19 protein-coding genes, 1 tRNA gene, 1 pseudogene and 1 riboswitch are annotated in these 16,828 nt (G+C 64.8%); of the genes and pseudogenes, 13 read left to right on the top strand and 8 right to left on the bottom strand.

Going from position 1 to position 16,828, the window contains the following annotated elements; genetic code table 11:
- Positions 1–46 precede the first annotated feature (46 nt).
- The 3 genes from BST47_RS18445 to BST47_RS18455 all read left to right on the top strand — a co-directional run bounded on the left by BST47_RS18445 (position 47) and on the right by BST47_RS18455 (position 1,451).
- A complete protein-coding gene (locus BST47_RS18445; protein WP_083127061.1) occupies positions 47–493 on the top strand; it encodes an SRPBCC family protein in 447 nt (148 codons plus the stop codon).
- Positions 477–1,016: a TetR/AcrR family transcriptional regulator gene (locus tag BST47_RS18450; protein WP_083127063.1), complete on the top strand. Its 540-nt coding sequence runs from the start codon at positions 477–479 to the stop codon at positions 1,014–1,016. The genes BST47_RS18445 and BST47_RS18450 overlap by 17 nt, the downstream gene beginning before the upstream one ends.
- Positions 1,017–1,112: 96 nt before the next feature.
- On the top strand, positions 1,113–1,451 hold the full coding sequence (locus BST47_RS18455; protein WP_083127111.1) for a hypothetical protein: 339 nt from the start codon (positions 1,113–1,115) through the stop codon (positions 1,449–1,451).
- A 48-nt stretch (positions 1,452–1,499) separates the two neighbouring features.
- Here the strand turns inward: BST47_RS18455 and BST47_RS18460 are convergent, their stop codons facing one another.
- The gene (locus BST47_RS18460) at positions 1,500–1,697 is read right to left on the bottom strand and encodes a hypothetical protein (RefSeq protein ID WP_083127065.1); all 198 of its coding nucleotides are present in this window, start codon (positions 1,695–1,697) and stop codon (positions 1,500–1,502) included.
- Between the two features lie 57 nt (positions 1,698–1,754).
- Here BST47_RS18460 and BST47_RS18465 point away from each other — a divergent pair, with 57 nt between their 5' ends.
- The 4 genes from BST47_RS18465 to BST47_RS18480 are packed head-to-tail and all read left to right on the top strand — an operon-like array spanning position 1,755 to position 4,751.
- Entirely contained in the window at positions 1,755–2,450 is a 696-nt protein-coding gene (locus BST47_RS18465) for an Ntn hydrolase family protein (RefSeq protein ID WP_083127066.1), read from the top strand.
- A 28-nt stretch (positions 2,451–2,478) separates the two neighbouring features.
- Entirely contained in the window at positions 2,479–3,348 is an 870-nt protein-coding gene (locus tag BST47_RS18470; RefSeq protein WP_083127067.1) for an LLM class F420-dependent oxidoreductase, read from the top strand.
- 60 nt (positions 3,349–3,408) lie between these two features.
- Positions 3,409–4,041 (top strand): GNAT family N-acetyltransferase, encoded by a 633-nt coding sequence (locus BST47_RS18475; RefSeq protein ID WP_083127068.1) that lies wholly within the window; start codon positions 3,409–3,411, stop codon positions 4,039–4,041.
- 11 nt (positions 4,042–4,052) lie between these two features.
- The gene (locus BST47_RS18480; RefSeq protein WP_083127069.1) at positions 4,053–4,751 is read left to right on the top strand and encodes a YceI family protein; all 699 of its coding nucleotides are present in this window, start codon (positions 4,053–4,055) and stop codon (positions 4,749–4,751) included.
- Here BST47_RS18480 and mbtN read toward each other — a convergent pair.
- The 3 genes from mbtN to BST47_RS18495 are packed head-to-tail and all read right to left on the bottom strand — an operon-like array spanning position 4,748 to position 7,751.
- Complete coding sequence (mbtN, locus tag BST47_RS18485; protein ID WP_083127070.1) at positions 4,748–5,908, bottom strand: mycobactin biosynthesis acyl-ACP dehydrogenase MbtN; 1,161 nt, start codon at positions 5,906–5,908, stop codon at positions 4,748–4,750. The genes BST47_RS18480 and mbtN overlap by 4 nt on opposite strands.
- Positions 5,905–7,476, bottom strand: a complete 1,572-nt coding sequence (gene mbtM / locus BST47_RS18490) for a long-chain-fatty acid--ACP ligase MbtM (protein ID WP_234809772.1) — start codon at positions 7,474–7,476, stop codon at positions 5,905–5,907. Before mbtM ends, mbtN begins: the two co-directional genes overlap by 4 nt.
- A 5-nt stretch (positions 7,477–7,481) precedes the next feature.
- Positions 7,482–7,751, bottom strand: a complete 270-nt coding sequence (locus tag BST47_RS18495) for a mycobactin biosynthesis acyl carrier protein MbtL (RefSeq protein WP_083127072.1) — start codon at positions 7,749–7,751, stop codon at positions 7,482–7,484.
- Positions 7,752–7,858: 107 nt separating this feature from the next.
- Positions 7,859–7,931, top strand: a riboswitch (Fluoride riboswitch).
- Between the two features lie 24 nt (positions 7,932–7,955).
- Here BST47_RS18495 and crcB (BST47_RS18500) point away from each other — a divergent pair.
- The 6 genes from crcB (BST47_RS18500) (at position 7,956) to BST47_RS18525 (ending at position 12,465) form a co-directional block, all read left to right on the top strand.
- Entirely contained in the window at positions 7,956–8,507 is a 552-nt protein-coding gene (gene crcB / locus BST47_RS18500; RefSeq protein WP_083127073.1) for a fluoride efflux transporter CrcB, read from the top strand.
- A complete protein-coding gene (gene crcB, locus BST47_RS18505; protein ID WP_083127074.1) occupies positions 8,504–8,872 on the top strand; it encodes a fluoride efflux transporter CrcB in 369 nt (122 codons plus the stop codon). Before crcB (BST47_RS18500) ends, crcB (BST47_RS18505) begins: the two co-directional genes overlap by 4 nt.
- Before the next feature lie 36 nt (positions 8,873–8,908).
- Positions 8,909–9,376: a universal stress protein gene (locus tag BST47_RS18510; RefSeq protein WP_083127075.1), complete on the top strand. Its 468-nt coding sequence runs from the start codon at positions 8,909–8,911 to the stop codon at positions 9,374–9,376.
- A 51-nt stretch (positions 9,377–9,427) separates the two neighbouring features.
- Positions 9,428–11,062 carry a phosphoglucomutase (alpha-D-glucose-1,6-bisphosphate-dependent) gene (gene pgm, locus BST47_RS18515; protein WP_083127112.1) on the top strand — a complete coding sequence of 545 codons (1,635 nt, stop codon included), beginning with the start codon at positions 9,428–9,430 and terminating at the stop codon, positions 11,060–11,062.
- Positions 11,059–12,339, top strand: coding sequence for an MFS transporter (locus BST47_RS18520; RefSeq protein ID WP_083127076.1), 1,281 nt, complete (start codon positions 11,059–11,061; stop codon positions 12,337–12,339). The genes pgm and BST47_RS18520 overlap by 4 nt, the downstream gene beginning before the upstream one ends.
- 53 nt (positions 12,340–12,392) lie before the next feature.
- Positions 12,393–12,465 (top strand) — tRNA-Ala (locus BST47_RS18525).
- A 78-nt stretch (positions 12,466–12,543) separates the two neighbouring features.
- On the opposite strand, the gene BST47_RS18530 is transcribed toward BST47_RS18525, so the two are convergent.
- The 4 genes and pseudogenes from BST47_RS18530 to BST47_RS30760 all read right to left on the bottom strand — a co-directional run.
- Entirely contained in the window at positions 12,544–13,734 is a 1,191-nt protein-coding gene (locus tag BST47_RS18530) for a tyrosine-type recombinase/integrase (protein WP_234809765.1), read from the bottom strand.
- 210 nt (positions 13,735–13,944) lie between these two features.
- Complete coding sequence (locus BST47_RS31465) at positions 13,945–14,085, bottom strand: helix-turn-helix domain-containing protein (RefSeq protein ID WP_255392533.1); 141 nt, start codon at positions 14,083–14,085, stop codon at positions 13,945–13,947.
- 589 nt (positions 14,086–14,674) lie between these two features.
- Complete coding sequence (locus tag BST47_RS18540; RefSeq protein WP_133056228.1) at positions 14,675–15,022, bottom strand: hypothetical protein; 348 nt, start codon at positions 15,020–15,022, stop codon at positions 14,675–14,677.
- A gap of 259 nt (positions 15,023–15,281) precedes the next feature.
- Positions 15,282–16,828, bottom strand: a pseudogene (locus BST47_RS30760) (MobF family relaxase); the annotation flags it as partial.

The following is a 16,828-nucleotide window of genomic DNA, read 5'->3' on the forward strand; positions in this document are numbered from 1 at the left end:
AGCCGGATGCTTCCGTGCCCGCCATAATTCATGTACCGTCTGGTACATGATTACCGACGATGGCGTCGAGATCGACGCACCGGCCACAGTCGTCTGGGATGTCTTCAGCGACGTCGAACGCTGGCCCGAATGGACCGCCTCGGTCACCAGCCTGGTTGCGCTCGACGGACCCGGCGTTGCGGTGGGCAAACGGTTCGAGATCAAGCAGCCGCGCATGCCGAAGCTCGTCTGGGAGGTCACGGATGTCGAACCGGGCAGGTCATGGACGTGGGTCCAGCGTTCGCCCGGTGGGCTGACCAAGGCGAGCCATGACATCGAGGAGCTCGCCGACGGCCGTACCCGAGTACGTCAGCAGATCGACCAGGGCGGACCGATTGGGACTTTGGTCGGCCTCCTCATGCGCCGACTGACGCGGAGATACCTCGAGTTGGAGGCCGCAGGCCTGAAAGCGCGAAGCGAGCAGTCGTACCACCTCAATGGCCCGGCCTCCTGACCTCGAGCGCCGCCAAGAACTGCTTGACGCAGTGGTCGCGGAAGTCGCTGCGCGCGGGATCGGTGACCGGTCGTTGCGCGACGTTGCGGCGGCGGTCGGGACGAGCCACCGGATGCTGTTGCACCACTTCGGCTCCCGCAACGAACTGCTGCTCGCGATAGTCGGGGAGGTTGAACGTCGCCAGATGTCGATGATGCGTGACCTGCCCACCGAACCAGCCGACGCCATCGGGGCCATGTGGGCCAACCTGCGCAGGCCTGAACTGCGCCCCTTCGAGCGCCTGTTCTTCGAGTGCTACGCGCGCGGCGCACAGGGCGAGGCGCCGTTCTCCGGAATGCTGCCCGGCGCTGTGAACGACTGGCTGACCGACGACGCCGCCTGGGCGGTCGATCCCGCGATGATGCGTCTGGGTCTGGCCGTCGCGCGGGGTCTGTTGCTCGATCTGGTCGCCACGGACGATCGCAATGGGGTCGATGCGGCCCTGGCAGCATTCGTCGATCTGGTGCGTCGAGCAGGCGTTTAGGCCGCAGCCGCCGGTGGGTAGCCTGGTGACGTCGGGGGTCGAAACTGACAGGCATTTCCGCACGTCGCGGGTGTGCAGATTGAAGGAGTCGACCTGATGAGTATTAAGAAGAGCGTCGTTTCGGCCATATGCGCCGGCGCTCTTGCCGCCGGTGCACTCGGGGTTGGCGCAGGTGTCGCCAATGCCGATCCGAAGTGGCCGGGTCCACCGTGGCCTGGTCCAGGTCCGGGGGTGAATGTCGGTGGCCCGGGCAATCCGTTGCCGCCCGGGCAGCGCGGCCTTCCGCCGCCGGGGCATCGTGGCTTCGTGCCGGTGTGGGCGCCACCTGCTCCGCCGCCGCCGTACTGGGCGCCGTGGCTCCCGGTGGAGTGGAACAGTGAGCTGAATGCCTGGGGCGTGCAGTGGGAAGGTGGTTTCAGAACCGCGCCGTTCTGATGACACGTCAGCGGATGCCCCGTCCTTTGGGCGGGGCTTCCGTGGCTTTCATTGGTCGTCGCTGCTGCGCCGGTCGCCGATGAACGCCAACAGACGCGGATCGTCGGAGGTGAACCGGTCCATCTCCTCACCGCCGTCGCACCGCAACAATGCAACCGTGACGGAGCCGCTCTTTCGCGCGAGCACCTCCCACAAAGCCCCGGAGTCCTGCCAGCGCTGAAGTTCCGCCACGCGGTCGACATCCATCCCTTCACGATTCCACGGTGCGGAGTGAGACGAACACCATCTGGGTAGAAGTGAGGTGTGACGGTCGTTCTCGCATTGCGGTGTGCCGATGGTCTGGTGATGGCGTCGGACTCGCAAATCACCGATCCCGTGCGCGCAGTGAGCTATCCAGCCCAGAAGCTGCACGCACTCGGCAAGCACGCCGCGTGGGGCGGGAGCGGGTCTCGGGCAGTGCTGTTCGACCTCGAGCGAATCTTCGATGCCGAGGCGGACGCGATCGTCGAAGCTCCTGACGTCGGCCACGCCCTCCAGCAACGGGTGGTGCCCGTCCTCGAACAGCACTACAGCAGCTTCATCGCCGAGGTTCCCGGTGGGAAGCCCGGTGCGACTCCCGCGACGTACATGTTGGCTGCGGGCTACTCCGACGCAAAGCCGTTCATCGTCGACATCGATCCGCACGGCTTGATCGGACACCACGAAGAGACCGGCTTTCAGGCAGTCGGCAGTGGCTCGCCGATGGCCCAGCAGGCCTACGCGCTGCTGGCCCATTTCCAGATGTCCAAGCGCAGTGTCGACTACGGGGTCGTGGCAGCCCTGCGGGTACTCGACACGTTGGACACGTCCTCGCCGAGCATCGGTGGTCCGATGGACATCTGCCGGATCACACCGGATGGGGCCCGGCACTTCGACGAGGACGAAGTCGCGCAGGTCCGCGAGCGGGTCGCCAAATGGATTGACCTGGAGCAGAAGGCAATCGACGAACTCTTCGAGTGATCCGCGCAGGGCGTGGGACCATCGCCGCATGGACCTGGGACTGCACGCTCTCGGCATTGGTGCCGGCGCCGATCGCGCCGTGATCGACGCGGTCGCGACCGGAGCGGAACGCGCCGGATTCGCCACCCTGTGGTCGGGCGAGCACGTCGTGATGGTGGACCGTTCGACATCGCGCTATCCGTACTCCGACGACGGCCAGATCGCGATCCCGTCGACCGCGGACTGGATCGACCCGCTGATCGGATTGAGCTTCGCTGCCGCTGCGACCTCGTCGATCAGGATCGCGACCGGGGTGTTGCTGCTGCCCGAGCACAATCCGGTCGTCGTCGCCAAACAGGCCGCGACGCTGGACAGATTGAGCGCAGGCAGGCTTTCGTTGGGCGTCGGAATCGGTTGGTCGCGTGAGGAGTTCGACGCACTCGGTGTCTCCTTCGAAAGGCGTGGCGCGCGCACGAAGGAGTATGTGGCAGCGATGCGCGCACTGTGGCGCGACGACATCGCCACGTTCGAAGGAGAGTTTGTCGCGTTCGATTCGGTGCGCGTCAACCCGAAACCCGCGGATCGGTCTATCCCGATCGTCGTCGGTGGCAACAGTGATGCGGCGCTGCGTCGGGTCGCGGCGTGGGGCGACGGCTGGTACGGCTTCAACCTCGCCGGGGTTGCCGAAGCGGCCGCACGGATCGCATTCCTGGGTGCCCAGTGCGCGGAAAACGGTCGCGACCGCGGTGAGCTGCGGGTGACCGTAGCGCTGCGCGATCCGCAGATCGACGATGCCGCCGCGCTGGCCGACCTCGGCGTCGATGAACTCGTCATCGTCGAAGGCCCGCCCGAAGACGCGGAACTCGCCGCGGGCTGGGTCTCGGCCGTGGCGGCACGCTGGGCTTCTGCGCTGCGTTGACCGAGGCGAGAAGAAGGTAGGTAAACCTACCCTCATTTGCTCCGGTAGGCTCGGCGGGCGATGAACGACATTGACGAGGCCCCATCACCCGTCTTGCCGCGTGAGCTGACATCGGTGTCCGACGAGGTTCGTGCCGTTGGCGCGCCGCCGACGCCTGCCCTTGGCGACCCCTACGGCTTCCGGCTCGCCGACGCGTCGGCCGATGCGGACATGGTGTCGGAGTGGATGAACCGCCCGCATCTGGTGGAGGCGTGGGAATACGACTGGCCGCCGGAACGGTGGCAACGCTACCTGCAGGCCCAACTCGACGGCGAATACTCGCGGCCCTTCATCGGCAGTTTTCGCGGCCAGCCGTTCGTCTACGTCGAGCTCTACCGAGCGGCGAAGGACTCGATCGCGCCGCGCTATGACGCAGATCCTCATGACATCGGTCTGCATGCGGCGATCGCGGAGATGCGTTTCGTCAATCGTGGGATCGCGCCGATCATGTTGCCTCGCTTGGTCGCCAACATTTTCGAGCTCGAACCTCGCTGCCGTCGCATCATGTTCGACCCCGACCACCGCAACGCCGGAGCGCGGGCGGTTTGCGAGTACGCCGGGGGCGTTTTCCTCGGCGAGCACGACATGTCGAATCGGCGAATGGCGTTGTACGCGCTGCCGCGTTCACCGTCGGACGTACCCGATATCGGCTAGCGTTCCCTGCCATGAAGAAGCCTGTCCTGTGGGGACTCGGCATCCTGATCGTCTTCGCCATTGTCGGGTTCACGGCCGGACCGTGGATCTATCGTGAGTTCATCGCCGGTGAGGCCGACGCCGAGCTGACGTTGCCCGGACAGACGGAGGCGGCGACCACCGATGTCAATGGGACGTGGACGGTGGTGGCGGGACCGGACGACGAAGCCAAACGCACGCAGGCGGGATATCGCGTCGACGAGATCCTGCGGGGCTCACCGCTGACCGTCAACGGTCGGACCCCAAAGGTCACCGGCGAGGCCGTGGTGGCCGCGGAGAAGTTGGAGTCGGCTACATTCACCGTCGACATGGCGTCGATCGCCTCCCCGGAAAGCGCACGCGACAACCAGTTTCGCGGCGAGGACATTCTCGACACCGGCAAGTTCCCGACCGCCGAGCTGCGTGTGACTCAGCCGGTCGACGTCGCCGCAGTGCCCGAGAGCGGTGCGCCGGTGACCCTGGACGTGCCGGTGAGCCTGACGGTCAAGGGCATCGCGCGCGACGTCACCGCCAAGGTAGATGTCCAACGCGCGGGAGACACCATCGTCGCCGCCGGCTCTGTACCGGTCACCTGGACCGATTTCAACGTCACGCCACCGGATTTCGCCGGCTTTGTGACCGTCGAACCGACTGGCACGATCGAGTTCCTGGTGAACCTCACGAAGAACTAGGGCAGCTGGTTGAATTCGGCGTAGCCGTCGTAGTCAGGCTTCATCGCCGCGGCGACCAACTCCCACAGCACCTCGTCGGTGCCGCCGCCGACCCGCGCCAGCTTCATGTCGCGCCACCACCGGCCCAGCGGTGTCTCGTCCACCAGATAGCCCGAGCCACCGAAGATGTGCATACATTCGTTGAGCACCTCTTCGCCCAGACGGGCCGCGTTGACCTTCATCGCCGCAGCGGCTCGGAGATCCAGCTTGCCCGTCGCCGCGATACCGTCAAGCGCATACCGCAGCATATCGACGCGTGCCTGCAGGTCGGCCATGCGCAGCCGCAGCGCCTGATGGTCATACAAGGTATGGCCGAACTGCCGGCGAGTCATCATGCGCGCCAGCGTGATTCCGATGACACGCTGAGCCGACGTCGACACCAGGCCCGCCACCGACATCCGCTCCTGCGCCAGTCCCCAAGAGATCGCGGCCAGCCCGATGCCTGCCCGCGCGACCAATGCGTCGGCGGGCACCCAGGTGTCGATGTGCACCGCGGCGGTGTCCAGCGGACCCGCGCCGACCTTGCGGTATTGTGGCTGAATTTCGCACTGCGCCAACGGGATGGCGATGACGACCACGCTGCCGTGCTTGCTGTTCGGATCATGGTCGACATTGCGGGCCACCGCCATGACGTGGTCGGCGACCGGGGACAGTGACACGAACTTCTTGATGCCCTTGACTTCGAATCCGTCCCGGACCGATCGGACCTCGGTGCCGACGATTTGCAGGTCGGATCCACCGGACTGTTCGGAGGCACCGATACACAGCACCGCCTCGCCGCGAATCGCCTGCTCGGCGATTTTGCGCAGGTAATCCGACTTACCGAACCGCCGCAGAATCGCGATCGCGGAGTCGTGCAGTCCCACGCCGACGCCGATGCCTGCCGACCCCAGCGTTCCGAGCTTCCGTGCCAAAGCGATCACCTTTGCGACGTCCGAATGCTGCTGGCCCTCCGGCCATTTGGCGGCGAAAATACCTGATTCACCAAGGTATTCGATGAGCTGGCGGGGAAAGCGCTCGATCTCTTCTGCCTCGGCCGTCCACTTGGTCACCCGATCGTCGAAGACCCGGTCGAGCAGCTCACAGTAGTCCTCGTCCGCAGGGAGATCTGCGGTCATCGGCTGGCTCCTTCGAGGCTGCGCTTGACCTCCAACCGGCGCAGCTTGCCCGAGGACGTGCGTGGCAGCGCACCGGGTTTTACGAACACCACATCGGCGGGCACCACACCGCATTCGGATGCGACGCGGGCAACCACGGCACTGCGCGCTGCGGGCTCGTCGTCGCCTTTGAACTCCGCGGTGATGATCAGTCGCGGTCGGGCGGTTGCCTCACCCGTGCCGATCGCGATCACGCAACCGTCACGCACGCCGTCGATCTGGCCGGCAATGCGTTCGATCTCGTTGGGGAACACGTTGCGTCCCGCCACCGTGATGAGCTCCTTCGCGCGGCCACAGACGACGACCCCCTCGTCGGTCAGGTATCCGAGATCCCCGGTGGGCAGCCAATCGCGAAAATCGATCGGTGCCGCGCCGACATACCCGTTCATGAGTGACGTGCCGCGGATCTCGATCTCTCCGACCTCACGATCGGTTACCTCGGTGGCGTGAGGCTGCTCGGTGTTCACCCGAATCTCCATACCGTCGATCGGGTGGCCTAGGACAGCGAAGCGCCTGGTGGATTCACCCGCATCGGTGGTGACGGTGACCTCGTCAACACGAAGACCTGAGAAGGGCTCGGGAATGGTTACCGCACAGGTAGATTCGGCAAGCCCATAGGACGGGGCAAGTGAATTCGGGTTGAAACCGAAGCGGGCCATCTCTGCGGAGAAGCGTGCGTATCCGTCACAGTCGACGGGCTCGCCACCGTTGAGCGTGTAGCCGAGATTGCTCAGATTGAGACCGGAGAGGCCGCTGCCGTACTTGCCGATGATGTTGAACGCCATATTGGGCGCCGCGGTCATCGTGGCCTTGCTCTCGTGAAGCCAGTTCAACCAACCAAATGGATTGCTGGAAAAGGCTTTTGTGGACGCCTGCCAAAGATCCGCCTGCCCGAGCGTGGACACGAGCATGACCGCAAGGCCCATGTCGTGGTAGATCGGTAACCAGCTCTGCAGTCGGGAGTCGCCGTCGATATTGATTCGCGTGGTCAGTCCGCGAAGGTTGGCCAGGGCTGCGGCGGGCGATATCTGCGCTGTGCGTGGAGTTCCGGTGGAACCCGCAGTGCCCTGCAGGATGGCGACGTCGGCTGTCCGGGATGCTTCGAAGGTGGTGGACCGGCGGGCGTGGGCCACGTCGACGAGATCGCGAACGACGACTCCGTCGGCCTGCTCGCGCAGCAGTTCCAGCTCGGCGCCGTGACTGAACACCGTCGTCACTCCGATGCTGCGCCACCTGTTCAAAGTCGTCTGCGCCCATCGCGCGGGATCGGCGCGCCGAATCGGTCCCGGCAGGATCGACAGTCCCGCACCCGCGTAGAAGGTGCCCGGTATCGCGGCGAGGTACTCGATGGTCGGCTCACCGACGAGGCCGACCGAAGTGGATCCGTCGTCGACGATGCGGTCGGCGACGTTCTCGGATCGGGCGTGGACCTCCGGCCAGGGATGGTGAATCCACTTGTCGCTGTCGGTATCGAGCACCGACAACTGGGTTTTGGCTCCTCGCATCGCGGCCGACAGTGCCGCGGCCAGCACGGTCACGAGTTCAAGTGGGCCGCGGGCACCTTCGCAAGGATGACCGCTTCGAGATCGCCCACGGTGTCGCAGCTGAGCAGGTCCTCTTCGGACAGCGCCACCCCGAGTTTGTCCTCGATGGCCACCAGTCCGACTGCGAATGCCACCGAGTCGAGCCCGACGTCGTCGATCAGTCTGGATTCCCGCGTGACCCTGCGCATGTCTACGTTCATGTCTTCGCGCAGGATCTCGGTGAGTGCAGCGCTCACGGCTTCTGGATTAGACGAAGTCACGGCGTGGGACGGTACACGCGAATCCAAGGTGAGGCTAGCCTTACCTCTCGCGATTGAAGAAGCGCCGGCTTTGGTACCCCGATATCCGCAGCTAGAGCGGTACAGTCCTTCGAAGTGGTGATGGATCTCGCCCGAGCTCGTCGCTCGAACCGCCAATTGGCTGATAGTTCCTGCCGTCATTGCGATGGATCAGGTACCTAATACATGACCTCAGAACCGCCGGGCGTGAAGCCCCCGAACGACGACGGAGACGTACCTGGCGAAGGGACGTCGCCGGCGGCCGCCGACTCCCACGCCGAGTTGCTCACGGATCCCGACGCCCCGGCCAGACCGCTACGACCGCTGCACCTACGGCCATCGGCGATGGCCTGGGTGTTCCTCGGCGGTATCGCCGGAACAGCGCTGCGCTATTACGTGGAGAAGGCCCTACCGCACGATGGCGCATCGTGGCCGTGGGCGACCTTTTCGATCAACCTGTGCGGCGCCTTCCTATTGGGCGGCTTGCTCGAGGGACTCGCACGTCTCGGCGCGGACTCGGGATGGCGCCGCCGCGCTCGCCTCTGCGCCGGCACCGGGTTCTGCGGGGCGTTCACCACCTACAGCACCTTCGCACTGGAGATCGTGCTGTTGGGCCGACACGGCGATTTCGGAACCGCCATCAGTTACGGCCTGCTCAGCGTCGTGGGCGGCGTGTTCACCGCCTGGCTTGGCATCGTGATCACGGCAGCGGTGCACCGTAGGAGGTCGCCCGAGTGATTGCGATCCTCACCTTCCTCGCGGGAGCCTCGGGCGCGGTCACGCGGTTCCTGCTCGACGCATGGACGAAACAGCGCTGGCAGTCTCCGTTTCCCTTGGCCACTGTCGTCATCAACATCACGGGATCGCTGTTCCTCGGTGTGCTCGCCGGACTGGTGCTGTTCCACGACCAATCAAGCACCTGGCAGACCGTGCTGGGCACCGGATTCTGCGGCGGCTACACGACTTTCAGCACCGCCAGCTTCGAGACCGTGCGACTGGTCCAACAAGGCCGGCGAGGACTTGCGCTGCTCAACGCGCTCGTTTCCCTGGTGCTATCGGTCGCCGCATGCGCGCTCGGACTGGCTGTGGTGTGGGCGCTCTGAACCCGTGAGATTTTCGACCGATGGAGGCGGCCCGTAATGGCAGACCTTGACGAATCCACGACGCGGACATCTGCGGAGTTGGTGGTCGGCTGGGATCGTGAACCCGCGAGCGCCGCGGCGTTGCGTTACGCGGTGATGCTGGCACGGTATCTGGACGCGCACCTGCACGTGGTGCACATCGCCGACGTCGCCGACCTACCCATCGATCCGGACGCGTGGGATTACGAACAGCAGTTCCACGCCAGCGTCGAAGCCCACGCCGTCGCCGCACGAAAGCTGCTGGACGAATTCGGCGTGAACTGGACGTACCACGCTATGCACGGCCGTCCACCCGATGTGCTCGCCGAGCTTGCCGAGCGGGTCGATGCCGTGATGATCGTCCTCGGCGCACCACGGGGCGGAGTGCACTCGTTCATCGACACCTTCGCCGGACAGTCCGTCGCCCACCAGTTGACTCGCAAACACGCCCGAGCGGTGCTGCTGGTACCCGACTCGTCGGCCTGAATTCTCCGCGCCATGGCGGTGCGCGGCGCGGAAACAGAGCAGACTGGACACATGGCGGCCAACCCCCGCGCCGGTCAACCGGCGCAACCCGAAGACCTCATCGATGTGGCTCAGGTGGTCACGGCCTATTACACCGTCGAACCCGATCCCGACAACGTCGACCAACAGGTGGCGTTCGGCACGTCAGGCCATCGGGGCTCCAGCCTCGATGCGGCGTTCAACGAGGCACACATCCATGCCACGACCCAGGCCATCGTCGAGTACCGGCATGCGCAGGGCATCACTGGTCCGCTATTCATCGGCCGTGATACCCATGCGCTCTCGGAACCGGCGTGGGAGTCGGCGCTGGAGGTCCTGGCCGCCAATGATGTGGTAGCGATGATCGATGCCGCGGACGGCTACACGCCGACGCCAGCGGTCAGCCACGCCATCCTGGCGTACAACCGCGGCCGCAATCGCGATCTGGCGGATGGGATCGTCGTCACGCCGTCACACAACCCACCCCGCGACGGCGGATTCAAGTACAACCCGCCCAATGGCGGTCCCGCCGATACCGATGCCACCGGGGCGATCGCTAAACGGGCCAACGAACTGCTGCGGAATAACCTCGAGGGCGTGAAGCGTGTGCCGTTGGCCCGCGCGGCGGAACACGCACGGCGGCACGACTACCTCAACGCGTACATCGACGACCTGCCCAGCGTGGTCGATCTGCACGCGATCAGCGCCGAGGGAATCCGCATCGGCGCCGACCCGCTGGGTGGCGCAAGCGTCGACTACTGGGGCGCCATCGCCGAGCGACACAACCTGAAGCTCACCGTGGTCAACCCGCTCGTCGATGCGACGTGGCGGTTCATGACGCTCGACACCGACGGCAAGATTCGGATGGATTGCAGTTCGCCCAACGCGATGGCGTCATTGATCGCCAACCGCGACAGCTACCAGATCGCGACAGGCAACGACGCGGACTCCGACCGGCACGGCATCGTCACACCCGATGGTGGGCTGCTCAACCCGAACCACTTCCTGGCTGTGGTGATCGACTACCTATGCGCCAACAGGCCCGAGTGGCCGGCATCCACGGCCGTCGGTAAGACCGCGGTGAGTTCGTCGATCATCGACCGGGTCGTCGCCGGGCTGGGCCGAAAATTGGTTGAGGTTCCGGTGGGCTTCAAGTGGTTCGTCGACGGATTGCTCAGCGGCACTATCGGTTTCGGTGGCGAGGAGAGTGCCGGGGCGTCGTTCCTGCGGCGCAACGGGTCGGTGTGGACGACGGATAAGGACGGCATCATCCTGGCGCTGCTAGCGTCGGAGATCCTGGCGAAGACTGGTTCGACGCCGTCGCAGCGATACAACGCGCTCGCCGAAAAGTACGGTGCGCCAACGTACGCCCGCATCGACGCGCCTGCCAACCGTGAGCAAAAGGCGCGGCTTGCCAAGCTGTCGGCCGAGCAGGTCAGCGCCACCGAGCTGGCGGGCGAGGCGATCACCGCGAAGCTGACGACGGCGCCGGGCAACGGCGCGCCGCTGGGCGGTCTGAAGGTCACGACGGAGAACGCGTGGTTCGCTGCGCGCCCGTCGGGTACCGAGGACGTCTACAAGATCTACGCCGAGTCGTTCCGCGGGCCGGACCATCTTGCCGAGGTGCAGGAAGCGGCCAAGGACGTGGTGAATAAAGTCATTGCGTGAGTTCTGACGCGGAGGCCGACTGTTCGACAGACAGTTCCGGCCCTGGTGGCAAGCCGAAGCTGCCGCGTGAGGTCTGGCTGCTGGTTTCGGCGAACGTCGTAGTCGCGCTCGGCTACGGAGTGGTCTCGCCGGTTCTTCCGCAGTATGCCCGCCACTTCGGTGTGAGCATCAGCGCAGCAACTTTCGTCATCACGGCGTTCGCGTTGATGCGGTTGGTCGCCGCTCCGCCGGCCGGCTGGCTGGTCCAGCGGCTGGGGGAGCGACGTGTCTACATCAACGGCCTGCTGATCGTCGCCGTGTCGACCGCGGTGTGCGCGTTCGCGCAGACGTATTGGCAGTTGCTGTTGTTCCGGTCGCTCGGCGGCCTCGGGTCTGCCATGTTCTCGGTGTCGTCACTGGCCTTGATGATTCGGATCTCGCCCCAGGATGCACGCGGTCGCGTCGCGGGCCTGTTCTCGTCAGGGTTCCTCATCGGATCGGTCGGGGGACCGGTGCTCGGCAGCCTCACGGCCGGGCTGGGTCTGGCGGCACCGTTCGCGATCTACGGGGCTGCGCTGCTCGTCGCGGCCGGGGTGGTGTTCTTCAGCCTGCGGGGGAGCACGCTGGCCGCACCCGAGGAATCCGACGAGCCTGCGGTCACGCTGCGAGAGGTGTTGCGACACCGTGCCTACCTCGCCGCGTTGGTATCCAACTTCGCGACGGGATGGGCGGCGTTCGGGCTGCGGATCGCATTGGTGCCGCTGTTCATCGTGGAGGGACTGGGCCGCGGGACCGGCATCGCGGGCCTGGCGCTGGCGACGTTCGCCATCGGCAACGTCTCCGTCGTGATCCCCAGCGGTTACCTGTCCGACCGGATCGGTCGGCGCAAGTTGCTCATCGTGGGACTGCTGGCCGCAGCGATCTCCACGAGCCTGCTCGGGGTGACGAGCTCGCTCGTGATCTTTCTGGTGACCGCGTACATCTCGGGGGCGGCGACGGGAATCTTCATCTCGCCTCAGCAGGCGGCAGTCGCCGACATCGTCGGGAACAAGTCCCGTGGCGGGGGACCGGTCGCCCTCTTCCAGATGATGGTCGACTTCGGATCGATCGGCGGGTCTCTGGTCGTGGGGTTGATCGCCCAGCATCTGTCGTTCGGCTGGGCGTTCGTCGTCAGCGGCGCGGTCCTGTTCATCGCGGCAATCGGTTGGATGTTCGCCCCGGAAACGCGTGGCCTACCGCCAGCTGGGCATACGCCGGCGCGCCCGCTCGGGCCGGAGGCCGGCGGCGAAGTGCCCTGACCTGCGATTTTGAAGGCCTACCGCAGGTGGTGTAACTTCGATGAGCACAACGAGGGGCTATGGCGCAGTTGGTAGCGCACCACACTGGCAGTGTGGGGGTCAGGGGTTCGAGTCCCCTTAGCTCCACTTGACATGGTATGGCTTTGAACTTTGAGTAGCCCGCTTGCCTGGTTCGCTGGAAGCTCGCCGCTTGGGCTGCTTGTCCTAACTCTGTCCTACGGCTGGCCGCGCGAACACCGCCGACGCGGCAGACAGGCGTTGGTCAGTCACTCGTCCGTAGACCGCCTGCGTCATCCGCTCGGTGTGGCCGTGCCAGGCGGCGACGACATCAGCGGCGACGCCCGCCGCGCGCATCCGTGAGATGTTCGAGTGCCGCAGCTTGCCCAGCGTGATCGCCTTGAGTCCGGCAGCCTGTCGCTGGACGGCGAACTCGCGGGAGTAGTGGCGCACCGGCAGCCACGTGCTGTCGGTGCGCGACAGCAGCAGATCGTCGTCAGTCAGCGGTCGGCCAACGGATAGGCGCTCTCGCAGATGCACAGACCGCATCGTCCTAATCATCGCCAACTCACGCGGCGGCAGCGGCAACTCGCGCGCCGACCTATCGGTCTTCGTCGGAACTATGGTGTCTTTGCCGTTGACATCAACGCGGGCGCGACGGATCCGTAGCGCGCCGGTGCCGAGGTCGATGTCGCACCATCGCAGCCCGCCGACTTCCTCGCGGCGGAGCCCGAGGAGCGTCAGCGCAAAGCAGCCGCCGAGCCGGTGCGCGGCGACGTGGTCGAGGAACTTGCCCATCTGATCGGGAGTCCAGATATCGGCGGCGTCGGCGGCGGTGATCGACTTCTGTTCTGGTGACTCGAGCTCGGCCGCGGGATCGTAGGTGAGCCAGCGCATCTTGCGGGCGTGGGCCATCACGGATTTCAGTCGGATGATGGCGCGCCGCTTGGTTGCTGGCGCAAGCGTATTGCCGTCCTTACCCTTCAAGGCGGCCGACCAGTCGGCAAGCGTCGCGGGGGTGAGTTTCTGCACTTGGACCGCGCCGAAGGCCCGGCGAGCGTAAGCCAGCGACTCCCGGTCAGCGCGAATGGTATTCGGCCCGATCGATGGGTTTGCTTCTCGCACGGTAAGCCAATGATCGGCGACTTCATCGAAGGTTCGCGTCGACTTCGGCGCCCACGTCGACGAGCTCCACTGCTGGCGCTGCTCGGTCACCCAGTCGAGCGCAGCCTTCTTGGTGGCGAACACCTTGGTGGGCCTGACCTGCTTACCGGTCACGGGGTCGGTTCCGAGTGTCGGCCGCGCCCGCCAGCCAGCGCCGTTGGAGAGTCGCTTGATCGAGCTGTCGGTCCGTTCGCCGCGCGTCTGGGGTGGACGTGGGGATTGCGCGTCGTTCACTTGGGTTCTCCTAGGCTGCGCGACGGTTCCTGTTCTTGCTGCCGGTCTTCTGTCCGCAGCACATTGTCTTAGCCAAGCAGGCGCGCCCGTGGCGCTCATTCGCCGGCTGTTGTCACCGCTGTCGGGTCGAACCATCACCTGCTCGCCGCTGCGTATGAAAGTTCGCGCTCGACGTGAGCAGTGACGCACCACGGCCAGCGGTCAGTTTGATTATGCCGCAACAATCTGACGCAGTTCCGCGGTAACGACATAAACGCGCCCGCCAAGTCGTCTCGACGGCAGTTCGCCGGTAGCCACGAGCCGATACGCCGAAGCGCGGCTGATCCCCAGCAGCACCGCGGCGCGGGGCACCGGCAGCAGGAAGGGGAGATCATCGAAAAGACTAAGAGTCAACGCTATTCACCTCCTGAGGGTCCACCAAGTCGGAGAGGCGCCTTGGTCTTCAGCTGTTGGCTTCGCGAGCGTTTCGGAAGGCCCGTTCAGCTTCTTCCAAAGTATGACGGTCGACGAGCCGAGTCCACTACTAGAAGCAATATAGTTTCGAAATACTTGAGCTATCCCGGATTTCGTCGTTTGTCCGCACTAGATCGAGACAATGAGGACAACGTATTCCTCGTAACGGTGAGAGCTGATTGTTGTTCAGTGGGGCCCCGAACAACGCTGACGGAGTGCTGCAGCCCCTTCTGCTGTTTCTTTCTATGAATTCGCAGCATGGCCAGGGTTAGAATTTACCCGCCTACTCATAGTTGAATGAGTAGCGCGAGCACCAAATCGTGCTCCTCGTGCACGGTCAACGTTTTCGAGACCCGGACCCACCCATTTAAAGTCAGCGGATCAAGCTTCCACAGTGTTTAGGCGCAGTTAAACCGTCTCGTTGTCGTTTCGCGAATGATGAGTGCGTATTTGCGTCACGACGATTCAGAGTTACCCTCGCCAGTCATCATGCTGACCTGACTTGTTCCGGGTTTTCGTCTTCGGTGTCTGAGGCGATGAGTTCGTAAAGCTCCGTATTTAGAACGATGTGAAGCGCTTGGGCTCGTGCCGCGGTTCTCAACGCGCTTCGAACCATTCGGTCGGGCGCACGGCCGTCGTTTCGCCGAGTCCATTGCTCGATGCTTTGATCGCCGAGGGTGCTCGCTTGCGACCGAACCATCCAGGTGATCTTGTCGGCCTCGTATTCGATAAGCTCAGCTCGCTGTGCATCGGTCCAGTCGTGGGGCAATCCGAGATCGGTGGTGTAGACCGTCTTTACGGCGTGCAGGATGCTTGGGTCGGTCTCTAGTGGCATGGACTCCACGGTGCACATGCGGACCCGTGTCATCCTCGTGGCTACCCGACGTCGAATCGCTCTGCTCATTGCTCGGTCCTCCTTATGGCTGGGGAGAAGGACGAGTCCTTGACTCTGAGGCTACTGGCTTGCGAGCGGAATCCCGGGGGCGAAATGCCGACTGTCAGCGACCTAGGGCCTTGTCCGGTCGCTTGCGGTTACGCATCGTGGATTTCGTCGTGCGGTGCGGGGATGGGGTCCGGCAGGACTGCTTGTCGGGTCAGTCGTCGATGCCGGTGTCGAGTGAGTGTTCTGATTGGGTGCGGTTGTGTGAGTGGTCGTGCCAGGTGAGGGTGAGGTGGAGTCGGTGCGCGGATCGGATGGCACGGGTTGTTGTGTCGTAGTGGGTGAGTAGGTCGCGCCAGCGTTGGTCGAGTTGGCTTCGGCCGAGTCGGTCGGCCATCGCGATAGCGGGCGTTGGGGTGTCGGGACGGTCTTGGACGGCAGTCTTGGTGGCCGTCAGAGTTGTCGCCCAGGGGATCGTGGTAGCTAGGAGTCGCAGCGCGGAGGTGGCGGGTCCGATGTGTTCGTCAGCGGGATTGAGAATGATGGCGCGGGCGCCGTTGGTGGTGATGTAGTTGGTGGTGATGGCGAGTTGTTCGGGGTCGATCGTTGCGGGGTTGTCGATGATGACGATCGCGTCGGGTCCCGGCGACCATAGTTTGTCGGCGAGGTCGTCACCGATGGTGGTGTAGGTGTCGGCCACGCCCGAGTCTTGTGCTATGGCCGCGGCGTTGTCAGATGCACTGATCCACAGTAGTTTTCGGTTGCTGTCGTTGGCTGCTGCACGAAGCGTCCGCAAGGCGGCGGCGGTGTCGGGGTCGGTGCTGTCGGCGTGGACAAATCCGAGTCGATAGGGCTGAGCTGCGAGCGCGTTCAGTCGTGTGGCGATGGCCGGGTCATGTTGGCTTAGTGCGGATTCGGGCATTCGCAGGGGGGCGGCCTTGGTGTCCAAATGGCGGGCGGATCGGAGCAGGTTGACCTCGCAGTACGCGGTGTCGAGTAACTGTTCCAGTGTCTGGGTGGCACGGGTGTGTGCGGTGTCGAAGGCTGCGGCGATGTCGCTCTCGGCGCGCTGCAGCCGGTCGTGGAGGGCTTGGCGGTGGGTGCAGAGTTCGTGGAGAGTGGCTCGGTCGGCGGCCTCGGCGACGTCACGTGCGGCGATGATGTCGTGCTCGGCGACGATGGGTCCGCCGGCGGCTGCGCTGCGGGCGGCTTGTGCTTGCGCGAGAGCCTGCTGGTACTGCGCTGATGGCGGCTGGTCTGGGAGCAGCTCAGTGTAGAAGGCGAGTTCTTGTTGGGCGGAGGCGATGTCGATCTCATCGGCGCCGGGCGTGGATGTGAGTGCGAGTAGACGGGTGCGCGCGTGCTCGAGGAGCAGCATGCTGTCGTTGTAGGCGGCATCGGCGTCTGACCATTGCGCCATCACTGTGGCGACGGCGTGGCCGTAGGGGCGGTCGGCATCAATCTGCTGGCGCATGCGGGCCAGGTCTTGGTCGGCGGCCCGCATGGATGGTCCGTTACCGGCGGCGATGTCGGCTTTGAGTACGGTGATGGCGTTGCAGACCGAGCGGTATTCCTGGCGTAGCTGGGTAAAAAGCTCCATAGTGATGGGTAATTCGCGTGGGGGCCGCTGTGTGGAGAGCTGGTCGAACCGCAGCCCCTCAAAGTGGACCGTCCCGTTTTCGACTGTGTGAACGTCGGCAGGCAGGGGTGCGTCGACGTCGGGGACGGCGGGTTCCTCGTTGAAGGCGGGGTGTTGGGGGT

This window comes from Mycolicibacterium tusciae, from assembly GCF_002086795.1.
GTDB lineage: Bacteria > Actinomycetota > Actinomycetes > Mycobacteriales > Mycobacteriaceae > Mycobacterium > Mycobacterium tusciae.